The 14,487-nt window shown below is 44.0% G+C and carries 18 protein-coding genes; 17 read left to right on the forward strand and 1 reads right to left on the reverse strand.

What is annotated here, in order from left to right; genetic code table 11:
* Positions 1-5 precede the first annotated feature (5 nt).
* The 11 genes from nifK to fdxB all read left to right on the forward strand — a co-directional run bounded on the left by nifK (position 6) and on the right by fdxB (position 8,455).
* Positions 6-1,544, forward strand: coding sequence for a nitrogenase molybdenum-iron protein subunit beta (gene nifK / locus AACW45_RS18950; protein ID WP_190628461.1), 1,539 nt, complete (start codon positions 6-8; stop codon positions 1,542-1,544).
* Positions 1,545-1,686: 142 nt separating this feature from the next.
* Positions 1,687-1,977: a Mo-dependent nitrogenase C-terminal domain-containing protein gene (locus AACW45_RS18955; protein ID WP_190628463.1), complete on the forward strand. Its 291-nt coding sequence runs from the start codon at positions 1,687-1,689 to the stop codon at positions 1,975-1,977.
* Between the two features lie 143 nt (positions 1,978-2,120).
* Positions 2,121-4,832 (forward strand): bifunctional nitrogenase iron-molybdenum cofactor biosynthesis protein NifEN, encoded by a 2,712-nt coding sequence (locus tag AACW45_RS18960; protein WP_190628466.1) that lies wholly within the window; start codon positions 2,121-2,123, stop codon positions 4,830-4,832.
* 28 nt (positions 4,833-4,860) lie between these two features.
* Entirely contained in the window at positions 4,861-5,265 is a 405-nt protein-coding gene (nifX, locus tag AACW45_RS18965; protein WP_190628468.1) for a nitrogen fixation protein NifX, read from the forward strand.
* Positions 5,262-5,738, forward strand: a complete 477-nt coding sequence (locus AACW45_RS18970; protein WP_190628470.1) for a NifX-associated nitrogen fixation protein — start codon at positions 5,262-5,264, stop codon at positions 5,736-5,738. The genes nifX and AACW45_RS18970 overlap by 4 nt, the downstream gene beginning before the upstream one ends.
* Positions 5,739-5,757: 19 nt before the next feature.
* The gene (locus AACW45_RS18975; protein ID WP_190628472.1) at positions 5,758-5,994 is read left to right on the forward strand and encodes a CCE_0567 family metalloprotein; all 237 of its coding nucleotides are present in this window, start codon (positions 5,758-5,760) and stop codon (positions 5,992-5,994) included.
* On the forward strand, positions 5,991-6,308 hold the full coding sequence (nifW, locus tag AACW45_RS18980; RefSeq protein WP_190628475.1) for a nitrogenase-stabilizing/protective protein NifW: 318 nt from the start codon (positions 5,991-5,993) through the stop codon (positions 6,306-6,308). The genes AACW45_RS18975 and nifW overlap by 4 nt, the downstream gene beginning before the upstream one ends.
* Before the next feature lie 228 nt (positions 6,309-6,536).
* The gene (locus AACW45_RS18985; protein ID WP_190628478.1) at positions 6,537-7,334 is read left to right on the forward strand and encodes a ThiF family adenylyltransferase; all 798 of its coding nucleotides are present in this window, start codon (positions 6,537-6,539) and stop codon (positions 7,332-7,334) included.
* Between the two features lie 23 nt (positions 7,335-7,357).
* Positions 7,358-7,729 (forward strand): iron-sulfur cluster assembly accessory protein, encoded by a 372-nt coding sequence (locus AACW45_RS18990; protein ID WP_190628480.1) that lies wholly within the window; start codon positions 7,358-7,360, stop codon positions 7,727-7,729.
* 36 nt (positions 7,730-7,765) lie between these two features.
* Positions 7,766-8,065 (forward strand): 2Fe-2S iron-sulfur cluster-binding protein, encoded by a 300-nt coding sequence (locus tag AACW45_RS18995; protein ID WP_190628482.1) that lies wholly within the window; start codon positions 7,766-7,768, stop codon positions 8,063-8,065.
* A gap of 93 nt (positions 8,066-8,158) precedes the next feature.
* Positions 8,159-8,455, forward strand: coding sequence for a ferredoxin III, nif-specific (gene fdxB, locus AACW45_RS19000; RefSeq protein WP_190628485.1), 297 nt, complete (start codon positions 8,159-8,161; stop codon positions 8,453-8,455).
* 81 nt (positions 8,456-8,536) lie between these two features.
* On the opposite strand, the gene AACW45_RS19005 is transcribed toward fdxB, so the two are convergent.
* Complete coding sequence (locus AACW45_RS19005) at positions 8,537-8,674, reverse strand: hypothetical protein (RefSeq protein ID WP_190628487.1); 138 nt, start codon at positions 8,672-8,674, stop codon at positions 8,537-8,539.
* Positions 8,675-8,745: 71 nt separating this feature from the next.
* Here AACW45_RS19005 and AACW45_RS19010 point away from each other — a divergent pair, with 71 nt between their 5' ends.
* The 6 genes from AACW45_RS19010 (at position 8,746) to AACW45_RS38430 (ending at position 14,482) form a co-directional block, all read left to right on the forward strand.
* The gene (locus AACW45_RS19010; protein WP_190628489.1) at positions 8,746-10,116 is read left to right on the forward strand and encodes a cytochrome P450; all 1,371 of its coding nucleotides are present in this window, start codon (positions 8,746-8,748) and stop codon (positions 10,114-10,116) included.
* A gap of 101 nt (positions 10,117-10,217) precedes the next feature.
* Positions 10,218-11,597 carry a flavin monoamine oxidase family protein gene (locus AACW45_RS19015; RefSeq protein ID WP_190628491.1) on the forward strand — a complete coding sequence of 460 codons (1,380 nt, stop codon included), beginning with the start codon at positions 10,218-10,220 and terminating at the stop codon, positions 11,595-11,597.
* 147 nt (positions 11,598-11,744) lie between these two features.
* Positions 11,745-12,614: a sterol desaturase family protein gene (locus tag AACW45_RS19020; RefSeq protein ID WP_190692770.1), complete on the forward strand. Its 870-nt coding sequence runs from the start codon at positions 11,745-11,747 to the stop codon at positions 12,612-12,614.
* 186 nt (positions 12,615-12,800) lie between these two features.
* Complete coding sequence (locus AACW45_RS19025) at positions 12,801-13,463, forward strand: TMEM175 family protein (protein WP_190628495.1); 663 nt, start codon at positions 12,801-12,803, stop codon at positions 13,461-13,463.
* 103 nt (positions 13,464-13,566) lie between these two features.
* Entirely contained in the window at positions 13,567-14,256 is a 690-nt protein-coding gene (locus AACW45_RS19030; RefSeq protein WP_190628497.1) for a GNAT family N-acetyltransferase, read from the forward strand.
* 40 nt (positions 14,257-14,296) lie between these two features.
* Positions 14,297-14,482 (forward strand): alpha/beta hydrolase, encoded by a 186-nt coding sequence (locus tag AACW45_RS38430; RefSeq protein ID WP_190628499.1) that lies wholly within the window; start codon positions 14,297-14,299, stop codon positions 14,480-14,482.
* Positions 14,483-14,487: the final 5 nt, after the last annotated feature.

A 14,487-nucleotide genomic window follows, 5' to 3' on the forward strand; every position in this document is an offset into this window, starting at 1 on the left:
TATCTATGGCTCAAAATGATGTCAACAAAATTAAGGATCACGCCGAACTTTTTCAACAGCAGGAATACCAAGAGCTATTTCAAGCCAAGAAAGAGTTTGAATGTGGGCATGAATCTGAACAAGTTTCCCAGATGGCTGAGTGGACAAAAACCTGGGAATACCGCGAAAAGAACTTTGCCCGTCAAGCGTTAACCGTTAACCCGGCGAAGGCTTGCCAACCTCTAGGCGCAATTTTAGCGGCTGTTGGTTTTGAAGGAACACTACCTTTTGTACATGGTTCTCAAGGTTGTGTTGCTTATTTCCGCAGCCACTTCACCCGCCACTTTAAAGAACCATTTTCTGCCGTATCATCCTCCATGACGGAAGATGCAGCCGTATTCGGTGGTTTGAAAAACCTGATTGAAGGCTTGGCAGTTTCTTACAACCTGTATAAACCCAAAATGATCGCTGTCTGTACCACCTGTATGGCAGAGGTAATTGGGGATGACTTGCAAGCTTTTATCAAAACCGCCAAAGAAAATGAGTCTGTTCCTGAAAACTTTCCTGTGCCTTATGCCCATACCCCTAGCTTTGTTGGGTCACACATCACAGGCTACGACAACATGATGAAGGGGATTCTGTCGAATTTGACAGCAGGTAAGAAGAAAGAAAGCACCAACGGTAAAATCAACTTTATTCCTGGGTTTGAAACATATATTGGCAACCTGCGAGAAATTAAGCGGATTGCTAATGTGATGGGAATTGAGTACACCCTGTTAGCAGATAACTCCGAATACTTGGATTCTCCAAATAACGGTACATATAATATGTATCCAGGTGGAACTAAGCTAGAAGATGCGGCTGATTCGATTAATGCTGAAGCGACGATCGCACTCCAAGCTTACGCCACCAGCAAAACTCGCGAATACATCGAACACGAATGGCATCAAAAAACCTACGTTAACCGTCCTGTGGGCATTCGCGGTACTGATGAATTCCTAATGAAACTGTCGGCGTTAACTGGTAAGCCAATTCCCCAAGAATTAGAAGACGAACGGGGACGCGCAGTGGATGCGTTAACCGATTCGCAAGCATGGTTGCATGGTAAACGGGTTGCTATGTATGGCGATCCCGATTTGGTGATTGGTTTGACACAATTCTTATTAGAAGTAGGTGCAGAACCAGTTCACATCCTTGTCAGCAATAGCAACGAACATTTTGAGGCAGAATTGCGAGCATTACTTGACTCTAGCCCATTTGGTCAAGGTGCAACAATTCACGGTGGACGCGACTTATGGCACATGCGATCGCTCCTCTTTACTGAACCTGTAGACTTGCTCATCGGTAATTCCTACGGTAAGTATCTCTGGCGCGACACCAAAACCCCATTCGTGCGGATTGGCTACCCCATATTTGACCGCCACCACCTGCACCGCTACGCCACCTACGGCTACCAAGGCACAATCAACCTACTCAACTGGATTGTTAACACCCTCCTAGATGAGTTGGATCGCAACACCATTATTCCATCTAAGACCGATATTTCCTACGACTTGATTCGATGATAACTGGGCATGGGGCATTGGAAACAATTTTGGATTTTGGATTTTAGATTTTAGATTGGAATCCAAAAGACGCTCGCGGACTCGCTAACGCAAATCTAAAATTCCTTGTCCCCCTTCCCTTGTCTCCCTTATACCAGCCGCTATGAGTACAATCATCCACAGCCGCGATCGCTTTTTTGATGTTCTCTCTCCGTTACGCCGATGGGTGGATCGATTTCAAATATGCGATCGCCGTACCGCCCATCTCATTTGTCAAGTTATTCCCTGTTGTTGCCCTTTTGAACGCGACGTTAAATTTTTCGGGCACACTTTCCACATTCCCCCACTCTGTAAATTAAATCCTCTCTACGACGAATTTGTAGCTTTACGCTTCCGTAGCCTCTCCTACCTCTGTGATGAATGTGGCGAAGATATCACCAAATACATCTGCTAACTCTCCGCGTACCTTTGCGTTTACCTTTGCGCCCCTTTGCGTTAAAAAATCTTTTTTAGAATGAACCGCCAAGACGCCAAGTACGCCAAGGAAGAGAGAAGGAAGAAAAACCAGAAATTTGATTGCCAATCACCCATCAAGTCATGAAAATCACCCAAGGCAAAATTAACGAGCTACTGAGTGAACCAGGATGCGAACACAATCATCACAAACATGGGCAGAAGAAAAACAAATCTTGTCACCAACAAGCCCAACCCGGTGCGGCTCAAGGAGGCTGTGCTTTCGATGGTGCATCCATCGCCCTAGTCCCGATTACCGATGCTGCTCATTTAGTCCACGGGCCGATCGCGTGCGCTGGTAATTCTTGGGGTGGTCGTGGTAGTCTTTCCTCTGATTCCCATCTCTACAAAATGGGTTTCACGACTGATTTAAGTGAGAATGATATCATCTTTGGTGGGGAAAAGAAGCTGTACAAAGCAATTTTGGAAGTACAGCAACGCTATCAACCTGCGGCGGTGTTTGTTTACTCCACTTGTGTGACGGCGCTGATTGGCGATGATTTGGATACAGTCTGTGAAGCGGCAGCTAAGAAAACAGGTATACCTGTTATCTCTGTAAATTCACCTGGTTTTATTGGCAGTAAAAATCTGGGTAATCGCGTCGGTGGGGAAGCTTTACTAGAATATGTTATCGGTACTGCTGAACCAGAATATACCACCCCCTATGATATTAATTTGATTGGTGAGTACAATATTGCTGGCGAATTGTGGGGAGTTCTGCCCTTATTTGCAAAATTAGGTATTCGTGTTCTCGCTAAAATTACGGGTGATGCTAAGTATAATGAAGTGCGTTATGCTCACCGTGCCAAGCTGAATGTAATGATTTGCTCCAAAGCCCTGATTAATGTGGCGCGAAAGATGGAGGAGCGTTATGGTATCCCTTATATTGAAGAATCTTTCTATGGTGTAGATGACATGAATCGCTGTTTGCGGAATATTGCCGCGAAGTTAGGCGACCAAGGTTTACAACAAAGAGTAGAAAAATTAATTACAGAAGAAACTACTGCGCTAGATATTGCTCTTGCTCGTTACCGCGATCGCCTCAAAGATAAGCGGGTTGTCCTTTATACCGGGGGTGTGAAAAGTTGGTCGATTATCTCGGCGGCGAAGGACTTAGGCATGGAAGTTGTCGCCACTAGCACTAAAAAAAGTACTGAAGAAGATAAAGCGAGGATCAAAGAATTACTAGGAAAAGATGGCATTGCTATGGAAAAAGGCAACGCCCAAGAATTACTCCGGGTGATTGCCCAGACAAAAGCGGATATGCTGATTGCGGGTGGTCGCAATCAATACACTGCCCTGAAAGCCCGCATCCCATTTTTAGATATTAATCAAGAACGCCATCATCCCTACGCTGGATATGTGGGTATGGTGGAAATGGCGCGAGAATTGGATGAGGCTTTGCACAGTCCTGTTTGGGCGCAGGTGCGGAAGCCGGCTTTGTGGGAGGAGGGAAGCAGAGAGGCAGAGGGAGCAGAGGAGCAGAGGGGGAAAACTGTAGTCAAAAATTCGCAAAAAGCGGTTGCGGTGAATCCTTTGAAGCAAAGTCAACCTTTAGGTGCAGCTTTAGCATTTTTAGGATTGAAGGGTGTAATGCCTTTGTTTCACGGTTCTCAGGGTTGTACTGCTTTTGCAAAAGTTATGTTAGTGCGGCATTTTCGGGAAGCTATTCCCCTATCCACCACTGCCATGACAGAAGTTAGCACTATTTTAGGTGGCGAAGATAATATCGAGCAAGCAATCCTGACGCTGGTAGAGAAATCCAAGCCGGAAATTATCGGTTTGTTAACTACCGGACTCACGGAAACTAGAGGGGATGACATGGAAGGAATCCTCAGAAGTATCCGCAAGCGTCACCCAGAATTATATGATTTGCCCATTGTCTTTGCTTCTACACCTGATTTTAAAGGTGCATTGCAAGATGGTTTTGCCGCCGCCGTGGAAAGTATAGTTAAGGAATTGCCGCAACCGGGAGAAACCAGATTAGACCAAATCAATATTTTGGTAAGTTCTGCGTTTACTCCTGGGGATGTCCAAGAAATTAAAGAAATTGTCTGTGCTTTTGGGTTAAAACCCATTGTAGTACCTGACCTTTCCGCCTCCCTTGACGGTCACTTGGACGATTCCTACAGTGCGGTGACAGGTGGTGGGACAACTTTACCAGAACTGAGAGAAATGGGTAGTTCGGTGTTTACCCTCGCATTAGGCGAGAGTATGCGCGGTGCAGCAGAGAGTTTGCAAACTCAGTTTGATATACCTTTTGAGGTGTTTCCCCAACTAACTGGGTTAGGCGCAGTCGATAATTTCTTGCAAGGACTGGTAGATATTAGCGGGAATGCAGTCCCAGAAAAATATTGCCATCAACGCCGCCAGTTACAAGATGCGATGCTGGATACTCACTTTTACTTTGGGTGTAAGCGGGTGTCGTTAGCGCTGGAACCTGATTTATTGTGGTCAACAGCTTGGTTTTTGCAATCGATGGGTGCGGAAATTCACGCCGCCGTCACAACTACAAAGTCGCCACTGTTAGAGAATTTGCCAGTAGAAAGCGTGACTATTGGGGATTTGGAAGATTTTGAGCGATTAGCAGTAGGTTCTGATTTGGTTATTGCTAATTCTCATGGTAAAGCGATCGCTCGCCGTCTGCATACTTCTCACTATCGTCTCGGTTTCCCTGTATTTGATCGCTTGGGTAATGGACAGCGTTGTACTGTCGGTTACCGAGGAACTATTCAACTTTTGTTTGACCTGGGCAATTTATTTCTAGAAGCCGAAGAAGAAAAAGCCAAGCATTAAAAAATTCCTAATTATTGGAGGATAAATTATGAAAATTGCCTTCACAACTAGCGACCAAGTTCATATTAATGCTCATTTTGGTTGGGCGAAAAAAATTGATGTTTATGAAGTTTCACCAGAGGGTTATCAGTTTCTCAATACTTTGAGATTTGATGGCGACCTTAAGGAAGATGGCAATGAGGATAAATTAGTTCCCAAAATTGAAGCTTTAGCTGATTGCACGATTGTTTATGTATCAGCTATTGGTGGTAGTGCGGCTGCTCGGTTAATTAAAAAACGCATTACGCCAATAAAAGTGAGGTCTGAAGATGATAAAATTACTGACCTTCTAGATCAGTTAGTCCAAACTTTAAAAGGCAGCCCTCCCCCTTGGTTGCGAAAAGCTTTACAACAAAAATCACCAAGTTTTGAAGAAGAGGAAGTAACTGTATGAGTTCCACAGAAATTGTCAATAAAACTACTAGCAGCGAAGCGTTAAATTCTCCTTTTGTGCAAGAGTTAGTTAGACAAATTCGCGCCCAAGATTCCTATGGATTTTATCGCAATTGGTCGGATGAATTAATTCTCAAACCTTATATTGTCAGCAAGCAAGCGAAACGCCAAATTTCTGTAGAGGGTGATGTGGAAGCGGCTACCAAAGCCAGAATTATGTCATTCTATCGCGCGATCGCATCTCAAATTGAACAAAAAACTGGTTCATTATCCCAGGTGGTAATTGATTTGAGTCATGAGGGTTTTGGCTGGGTGCTGGTGTTTTCCGGTCGTTTATTGCTAGTCGCCAGAACCTTACGCGATGCTCAACGTTTCGGCTTTGATTCTCTAGAAAAATTAGCCGATGAGGGCGATAAACTGACACAAAAGGGTATTGCGTTAGCAGAGAAATACACTGAAGTTGCCAAGTTGTAAAAATTCACAGGGTAAAATTATGGTGCCAGCAGCAGAAACAGATTGCGAAAATCAAAAAGCTATTGAAGATTTAAAACTACAAATAAAGCGGCTGAATAGTAAAGCTGGTCAAATGAAGATGGATCTGCATGATTTAGCAGAAGGCTTGCCAACAGATTATCAAAACTTGACAGCCTTAGCAGCCGAAACTTATGAAATTTACCGTCATTTAGATGAATTGAAATCTCAGTTAAAAAGTTTGGAGCAGAAATCATGACATGGGATGTTGAAAAGTTTAATCAAATTGTCGATGCGGAGGAATACTTTGGATTTTTTCAACTTGATTACGATCCTCAAGTTGTTTATGTTAATCGCTTACATATTTTGAAGCTGTTTTCTCAATATATTCGCGAGATTGATAGTAATAATTCCGCAGCCAGTCAAGCAGAAAAACTAGATTTATACTGCACGGCACTCAAACAAGCTTACGAAGTTTTTCTCAGTTCCACACCTCTACAACAAAAGCTGTTCAAGGTGTTTAAACAGAAGCCAAACAATATTGTCATGCTGACAGAAATTGCGACAAGCTAAATCTCTTTCTCTGTGTTCTCTGCGCTCTCTGCGGTTATATAAATTATTTTTTAACCGCAGAGTTCACAGAGGCGCAGAGTGAAGAAGTTAGGACTTATGCACACTCTACGCATTCTTGGCGTTCTTCTCTTCGAGACGCTAACGCTTTGGCGGAAGCCTCTCGCAGAGAAGGCGTCTTGGCGGTTCAATAAATTCAGCCTAGCCCCTTCAAAACAGGAGAAATCAACAGTGGTAAATCTCTCGCCTACTGAATTAGAACGTTACCGTCGCCAAATCATGCTCCCTGGTTTTGGCAAAGAAGCACAGCAGAGGCTTAAGTCAGCAACGGTGCTAGTTACAGGTGTGGGAGGATTGGGCGGTACAGCAGCCCTTTACTTGGCGGTAGCTGGTGTGGGGCGGCTGATTCTGGTTCGAGGCGGTGAGTTGCGGCTAGATGACATGAATCGCCAGATTCTCATGAGTGACGATTGGGTAGGTAAGCCGCGCGTATTTAAAGCGAAAGAACGGCTAGCGGATATCAACCCAGATGTGGAAGTCGAAGCCATATTTGATTACGTTACGCCAGATAATGTAGATTTTTTGGTTCAATCCGCCGATTTAGCGCTTGATTGCGCCCACAATTTTACCGAACGCGATTTATTAAATGCAGCTTGTGTGCGTTGGCGTAAACCAATGGTAGAAGCGGCGATGGATGGGATGGAAGCTTACTTAACCACAATTATCCCTGGTGTGACACCTTGCTTGTCTTGCTTATTTCCCGAAAAACCCGAATGGGATCGGCGTGGTTTTGGCGTACTGGGTGCGGTTTCGGGTACTCTGGCTTGTTTGACGGCGCTAGAAGCAATTAAGGTGATTACTGGATGTAGTCAACCATTGTTATCGCAACTATTAACGATGGATTTACACCAAATGAATTTTGCTAAACGGCGTTCATATCGCGATCGCAATTGTCCAGTCTGCGGTACTCATTCTCACCAATATTCTACCCCTCAACAGCTAAGTCGCGTTTTGGTCAATAGTCAATAGTCAACGGTCAAAAGGTATATTTTATGACGTTAACTTTAACAGAAGCAGCAGAATTCCGGCTGCGTACCTTCCTTTTAGCCTCAGCCAAAGATGAAAATACTACTCAAAAAGGTATCCGTGTTGCTGTTGAGGATGGTGGTTGCAGTGGCTATCAGTATTCCATCAAAGTTATTAACACTCCGCAAGCCGATGACATCATTTTGCAACAAGGAAAGTTACGGATATATGTTGATTCCCAAAGCGCGCCATTACTAGAAGGCGTGGTTGTGGATTTTGTCGATGGCTTGCTAGAAAGCGGATTTAAGTTTAGCAATCCCAACGCTACAGATACCTGTGGCTGCGGGAAATCATTCCAAGCAGGGAATTGCTCTCCTGCTGGCGTACCTTGTAGCTGATACTCAAAACCTGAATTTATTTTGGAGGACATGAAGATGACAACTTATCAAGTCAGACTAATCAATAAAAAGCGATCGCTCGATATCACCATCCCTGTTGATGAAAATACCAGTATTCTCGACGCCGCAGAACAACAAGATATAGAATTACCCTTTTCCTGTCAATCTGGCTCTTGCTCTAGTTGTGTCGCCAAAGTCGTTGAAGGACAAGTAGATCAAACTGAACAAGTATTTCTCGATGACGATCAGATGGCTAAAGGCTTTATTGTTCTTTGTGTCTCCTATCCCCGTTCCGACTGCACGATTCGCACTCACCAAGAACCTTATTTGGTTTAACTGTTGACGGTTGACGGTTGACTGTTGACTGTTGACTGTTGACAGAAAAATCATTCCCTAGCCCCTAACCTCATAATTCAAGAAAATTACACTATGGCGATACTCACTGGTTTAACTTTTGGGGGAGAAGTCTGGACACCCCAATTTGTGCAAGAAATTAACCAGGACAAATGCATTGGCTGTGGTAGATGCTTTAAAGCTTGTGGCCGCAATGTGCTAGTACTACGAGCATTAAATGAAGATGGCGAGTTTGTCGAAGATGAAGAGAATGAAGAAATAGAGCGTAAAGTTATGTCTATTATCCATCCAGAATACTGTATTGGTTGTCAGGCTTGCGCTCGGACTTGTCCCAAAAATTGTTACACCCATAGCCCACTCGAACAGAATTAGCACAATCGATTAGTCTCAACTCCCAGTAATCAAATCCTCTCTTTTGCCTGATTTAGGCATTACCGTTGTTAATGGTGATGCCTATTTTTGCGATCGCTGCTCAAGAATTAACTCGCGTCTGACTGCAAGCTTGTCGGGGTTAGCGGGCTTTGAGTCATCAGTTACCTTCATAGCAAAAATAAATAAATGAGGATTACTCACATTTTTGTTGACAAACATGAATGATGCTCATATTATCTAAATATGAGCTTCGCTCACATAAACCCGCAACTGAAATGGAGTCTCTGACAATGAGCCAAGATTTACAGACCCTACCCCATCCCAATCCTGTAACCGCTTTAGAAGAATACGGACGCGATCGCTTGGGATTTATGCAACGCTGTACCCAAGACTATGAAGGCATCGTACCTTTGAAATTTGGCGATGAATGGTTTTGTCTGTTGTCTAATCCTGACTACATCACTCAAGTGTTAAAAGACCGGATGTTGTTTATCAAAGCCAAAGAAACACAACAACTGAGCGGTATTTTAGGTAATGGCTTGTTGAACAGTGAAGGCGATTTTTGGTTGCGACAAAGACGACTTGCCCAACCCGTCTTTCATCAGCAGCAAATTAACAGTTATGCTGCCATGATGGTGGACTACACCCAACGAATGTTAGAAACTTGGCAGGATGGAGAAGTGCATGATGTCCATGAAGCCATGATGCGCTTGACGCTGAACATCGTGATGAAAACCATCTTTGACCAGGATGTACAGGATAATGCCGCCGGAAGCATTGCCCATACCCTAGATGTAGCCATGAACTGGGTTGAATATCAAGAAGCGAAGAATGTTATGGGGGCATTAACGGAAATTGGGGAACTGCGATCGCCCAGTGCAGATATGCCTTCTGAGGATATAGATCAACGCTTGCAAGAAGCGATCGCTCTATTAGATGAAACAGTGTATGCCATCATTCAGCAGCGTCGCACCAGTGGTAAAACAGGCAAAGATTTATTGGGAATGCTGATGCAGGTCGAAGATGCAGATGATGGTAGCCGCATGACCGATAAACAATTGCGAGATGAAGCTGCAACCTTAATTTTGGCAGGACACGAAACCACTGCTAACGCCCTTTCTTGGACATGGATGCTATTAGCCCAAAATCCTGATGTCCGGGAAAAACTCAATGCAGAACTCAAAACAGTTCTGAACGGACGGACACCAACCCTGGCTGATTTACCCCAGTTAACCTACACCAATTGGGTAATTAAAGAATCCATGCGGCTGTATCCCCCTGCCACCGATGTCTCACGGGAAGCAACCCAAGATTGCGAAATTGGTGGCTATTTGATTCCAAAAGGGACAACCTTAATTGCTAGTCAATGGGCTATGCACCGCAACCCGCGTTATTTTTCCGAACCAGAATTGTTTCAGCCAGAACGCTGGGCTAATGACCTAGAAAAACAGTTACCCCGTGGCGTGTATTTCCCCTTCGGTGATGGGCCTCGTGTTTGTATTGGCAAGAGTTTTGCGATGATGGAGGCGGTATTGTTACTCGTGGCGATCGCCCAAAAATTCGAGCTAGATCTTGTTGCTGATCAAAATATTGAACTCCAACCCTCGATTACACTTCGGGCTAGACATGGTATTCAAGTAACATTGAAAGCCATCTCATAATTGGTGGCTAGAAGGTTTTTGTTCGTTTCAACTCAACTTCCAGCACCACAGATCACGAGAGAACGTGCTGGAAAGCAGTGAAAGCAATACAGGAGGACATCATGAATCCAAGTAAAACATCAGAACAGACAACTTTCGACACGATTATTGTCGGTGCAGGATTATCCGGGCTATATGCGGCTCGCGTTCTTTCAAAGGCAGGACAGCGCGTTGCAGTGCTGGAGGCGCGCGATCGCGTCGGCGGTCTGACCTGCTCCCAATACAGCGAGTATCTCGGCGAGTACATTGATCTGGGGGGTGCTTGGCTCGCCGATAACCATACTCGGATGCACGAACTCGTTCAAGAATTCAATGTACCCCTGATTCGGCAGTTTAGGACGGGGCAAGAGGTGACGGTTGACGGAGAAACTCGCCATACTGGCGACGTGGGAAGTTTTCCCGGACGACAAGCGGCTCTACCGGAACTCCAAACCGCTATAGCCAAGCTGGAGAGTGCGTTGGCTGGCATCGATATCGACGCACCTTGGACTCACGCCAAAGCCGATGAATTTGATGCCATGACCTTTGCAGCTTGGATTGAGAAAAACATTGAGACACCTGCCACACGCGAATTCATCGCCATCAGCACGAATGCCTACTTTGGGGTCATGCCAGAAGAAGTCTCTTTCTTGGAAACCCTCCATTTGTTCAAAACTTGCGGTGACATTATTTTTATGGGCGATACCCATACGGGCGGACAAGCCGCCCATATGATGGGCAGCCAGTTAGTATCCGAGGGGCTAGCCGCAGCCGTCAACGGGGTCGTATCACTCAACTCTCCCGTGCGCCGTATCATACAAAACGATCAAAGCGTCATTGTGGAGTGCGACGAAACCACTTGGCAGGGCAAACAGGTTATCTGTGCGCTGCCGCCCGTGATGATCAATCGACTGGAGTTTGAGCCAATGCTACCTGCCTACCGTCGCGCCTTCCATCAACGCTGCCCCATAGGTCGATATACCAAGGCTATCCTCACCTACGAAACCCCTTTTTGGCGCGAGCAAGGGCTATCGGGCATCGCCTCCAGCCTCGATAACCGCATGACTGGCATTTTTGACCTTGGTGATACCGAGTCAAAGCATGGGGTAATTTCGATTCTGTTTGGCGGTGAGCCATCGATCCGATTAGATGATGCGAGCGAGGCCGAACGCAACCAAATTATTCTCGATCAGGTTGCCTATGCCCTGGGCGAACCCGGACGACATCCCGTAGAGATGGTGGTTCAGCAGTGGGTAAATGAACCTTGGTCGCAAGGTGGGGCCTGCTCCTATATGACGACCGGAACCCTGACGACGATCGGCGATCGCCTCTGGCAACCCTGTGGCCGGATTTATTGGGCTGGTACCCATTTATCGCGCGTCTGGCGAGGCTACATGGAAGGGGCTTGTGCGGCGGGCGAAGCAGCAGCGAATGCCGTGTTGGCCGCGTGGGCATGTAGCTAAATACTTGCCTAGCCTGGATTTGAGCTTTTCAGAACTAAATGTGAGTAAATCTCATATTTTTGCTTGATAAACATGAGCAGTCGTCATATTATAAAAACATGAGCAAAACTCAAATAATTTAACAAACACCTAATGGAGTCACCAATCATGCTTGAGAACCTTTTGAATACTGATGATTTGAACTTTTTATCTTACTTAGACTCCCTCGGAGACTTTGCATTATTTAGTACAGCCCTCCCGGCGATCGCGATTTACTTCCTGGTTACGGTTCCCTTCTTCCTAGTGTTCTGGGTGTGGTACAAAAAAGAATTTCAAGCCCGACGAATTCAGCAAAAGCAACGCAGTTATGAAAAACAATGGTGGAAAGAAATCCGCCAGTCTATTGTGTCTATTCTCATTTTCACCGTGATTGACGCGGGTGTTTACATCGCTCAACAGCATGGTCTGACCAGTATTTATCAGGACATTGGGCAGTATGGAATTCCCTACCTGTTATTCAGTGTGGTGCTGATGATATTTTTACAAGATACATATTTCTACTGGGCGCATCGGTTAATGCACTGGAAACCGCTTTACAAGTTTACGCACAAAGTTCACCACGATAGTATTGATGTCAGCCCGTTCACAGCCTATTCTTTCCATCCTGTTGAAACGATCGTCGAAGGCTTACCCAGTGCAATTTTCTCCTTCCTCTTGCCAGTGCATTTCTCGGCTTTGATTGGCTTCCAAGCAGTATCACTGGTGTTGAATGTAATCGATCATTTAGGCTATGAAATTATTCCTCAAAGCTGGACAACGCATTGGCTCTTGAAATGGAAAACGCCTTCGACTCACCACAATATGCATCACACCCATGTGAACGGTAACTACGGGCTATACTTCCGCCATTGGGATGTGTGGATGGGGACTGAGTTTAAGGAATATCCTCAGACACTGGAAGCCGTTTATGCTCGTATGAACGACAGCAAGCAAGAGTCTACTGCTGGTCAAGAATCTGTAAAGGCGGGAAGTGTATAGCGTTAAAAATAAATAAACGAGGATTACTCATATTTTGGGTTGACAAATATGAGTAATCCTCATAATATACAAATATGAGCTTAACTCACATAAATAGCCAACTTCAAGAAGTCGGGGATCTATTGATTCTGAAGTTTGAATTGGTATGAAATATGATTCCTCTAATGTTGTGAAGGAGATGAAATTATGAAGGAATTAATAGAGCAAGATAAGATTATTCAAAGCAATCAAAATAATTCCGAAAACATTTTGTCTTTAGCACGTTTGAGTGATTCTATTTTTGCCTTTGCAATGGCTTTAATGGTGATTGCCTTTGATTTACCAGAAGATGCTAAAGCAATGACGGATGGTGATATCAATGCCTTTTTGTTTAGTCAATTAAAGCCTTTAGTAACATACACTATCACCTTTATTTTAGTGGCGAATTATTGGATTTCCCATTCCCGCCAGTTCAAATATCTGCGAAGAACTGATGAAACCCATATGTGGATTTCTGTAGGGTACTTAATGGGCTTGTTTTTAGTGCCTTTATCTAATGATTTAGTCATCACATTTCCAGATAATTTTCTGGTCAAAGTTTGGTTTAGTTTAAATATTGCCGTCATTGGGTTTGTTTCTTGGATAAATTGGTCTTATGCGACAGGCGATCGCAAATTAGTAGATAGTGATTTGGATGATGGGACAATTCGCTCAATGAAAATCAAAGCTTTAATTGAACCGATAGGTGCATTGATTTCCATTGGCGTGGCATATCTTAATCAAGAGTTATGGGACTATTTTTGGGTTTTGCTCTTCTTTGCCTATTCTCCCTTAGAAAAATACTTCAATAAATCGGCTGAATTAGTGTGATAAATCTGTCAGATTGAGGCAATCATCACCACATCAATAGACAATTCTCATCAAGATAGAATTACGTAAGTCAAGCATTAAGTGAATTTTGTAGGAGTTTTTTATGACAACTCACAGAAATACATCTCAAGATTTTTCAACCATCAACAACAATCTGCCAGACGATACCATAATTAAACTCAATCAAAATCAGATCCAAGATAGCGCACGAGTATTAGGTCAAGCATTTATTCAAGACCCATTTTTATCATACTTTCTCCCAGAAAAACATCAGCAAAGAATAGATGCAGTTGAGTGGATTTCGCGCACAGTATTATGTTATTATCAACGCTCCGAAGAAATTTATATAACCAATAATTGCATTAAAGGAGTTGCAGTTTGGACACCACCAGAACACTCCAGCGATAGTATATTACATTGGTTGCAAGCTGGGCTAATTGCTCTACCACAAAAAATCGGGGTTCGCAAAATGGTAGAGTTTTTATCCGCCAATCAAAAAGTAGATGAATACCATCGAAAAATTATGAAAAAACCACATTGGTATTTGAAGATGCTTGGTGTTTCTCCAGATTTTCAAAATCAAGGTGTGGGACAAAAGCTGCTGCAACCGGTACTCAATCGAGCAGATAAAGAAGGTTTTCCTTGTTATTTAGAAACTTCCACACCATCAGGAGTACGTTTTTATCAAAGACAGGGATTTGTCGTTGTGGATAGTGACAAACTATTACAAGATAGTCGGCAATTATGGTTCATGAAGCGCGAACCACAATCAGACTATAGCAATCCTAAATGATTTGTGAAATCTGATCTCAAGGATTGTTGACTGTTAACAGTTGACAGTCAACAATCAACAGCCAAAACCGATATTTTTCACAACCTTTTCGCGTGATAAAATAGCAATAATGCGGGAATTATTGCAAAAACGCATCAAAATCAGCCATGTGAAAGTTTCACGCTTCCTCTATTCTTCTGTAGGTAAATTATCGTTCAATTACTTGGGTGAATATATTCAAAGATAAAACAA

The sequence above is a fragment of the Calothrix sp. FACHB-168 genome, assembly GCF_963889195.1.
In the GTDB taxonomy this organism is placed as follows: domain Bacteria; phylum Cyanobacteriota; class Cyanobacteriia; order Cyanobacteriales; family Nostocaceae; genus Aulosira; species Aulosira anomala_A.

Excerpts from the sequence above, each read along its gene's own strand:
- nifK (WP_190628461.1), top strand. The coding sequence starts at position 6 with ATGGCTCAAAATGATGTCAACAAAATTAAGGATCACGCCGAACTTTTT.
- AACW45_RS18955 (WP_190628463.1), top strand. The coding sequence starts at position 1,687 with ATGAGTACAATCATCCACAGCCGCGATCGCTTTTTTGATGTTCTCTCT.
- AACW45_RS18960 (WP_190628466.1), top strand. The coding sequence starts at position 2,121 with ATGAAAATCACCCAAGGCAAAATTAACGAGCTACTGAGTGAACCAGGA.
- nifX (WP_190628468.1), top strand. The coding sequence starts at position 4,861 with ATGAAAATTGCCTTCACAACTAGCGACCAAGTTCATATTAATGCTCAT.
- AACW45_RS18970 (WP_190628470.1), top strand. The coding sequence starts at position 5,262 with ATGAGTTCCACAGAAATTGTCAATAAAACTACTAGCAGCGAAGCGTTA.
- AACW45_RS18975 (WP_190628472.1), top strand. The coding sequence starts at position 5,758 with ATGGTGCCAGCAGCAGAAACAGATTGCGAAAATCAAAAAGCTATTGAA.
- nifW (WP_190628475.1), top strand. The coding sequence starts at position 5,991 with ATGACATGGGATGTTGAAAAGTTTAATCAAATTGTCGATGCGGAGGAA.
- AACW45_RS18990 (WP_190628480.1), top strand. The coding sequence starts at position 7,358 with ATGACGTTAACTTTAACAGAAGCAGCAGAATTCCGGCTGCGTACCTTC.
- AACW45_RS18995 (WP_190628482.1), top strand. The coding sequence starts at position 7,766 with ATGACAACTTATCAAGTCAGACTAATCAATAAAAAGCGATCGCTCGAT.
- fdxB (WP_190628485.1), top strand. The coding sequence starts at position 8,159 with ATGGCGATACTCACTGGTTTAACTTTTGGGGGAGAAGTCTGGACACCC.
- AACW45_RS19005 (WP_190628487.1), bottom strand. The coding sequence starts at position 8,674 with ATGTTTGTCAACAAAAATGTGAGTAATCCTCATTTATTTATTTTTGCT.
- AACW45_RS19010 (WP_190628489.1), top strand. The coding sequence starts at position 8,746 with ATGAGCCAAGATTTACAGACCCTACCCCATCCCAATCCTGTAACCGCT.
- AACW45_RS19015 (WP_190628491.1), top strand. The coding sequence starts at position 10,218 with ATGAATCCAAGTAAAACATCAGAACAGACAACTTTCGACACGATTATT.
- AACW45_RS19020 (WP_190692770.1), top strand. The coding sequence starts at position 11,745 with ATGCTTGAGAACCTTTTGAATACTGATGATTTGAACTTTTTATCTTAC.
- AACW45_RS19025 (WP_190628495.1), top strand. The coding sequence starts at position 12,801 with ATGAAGGAATTAATAGAGCAAGATAAGATTATTCAAAGCAATCAAAAT.
- AACW45_RS19030 (WP_190628497.1), top strand. The coding sequence starts at position 13,567 with ATGACAACTCACAGAAATACATCTCAAGATTTTTCAACCATCAACAAC.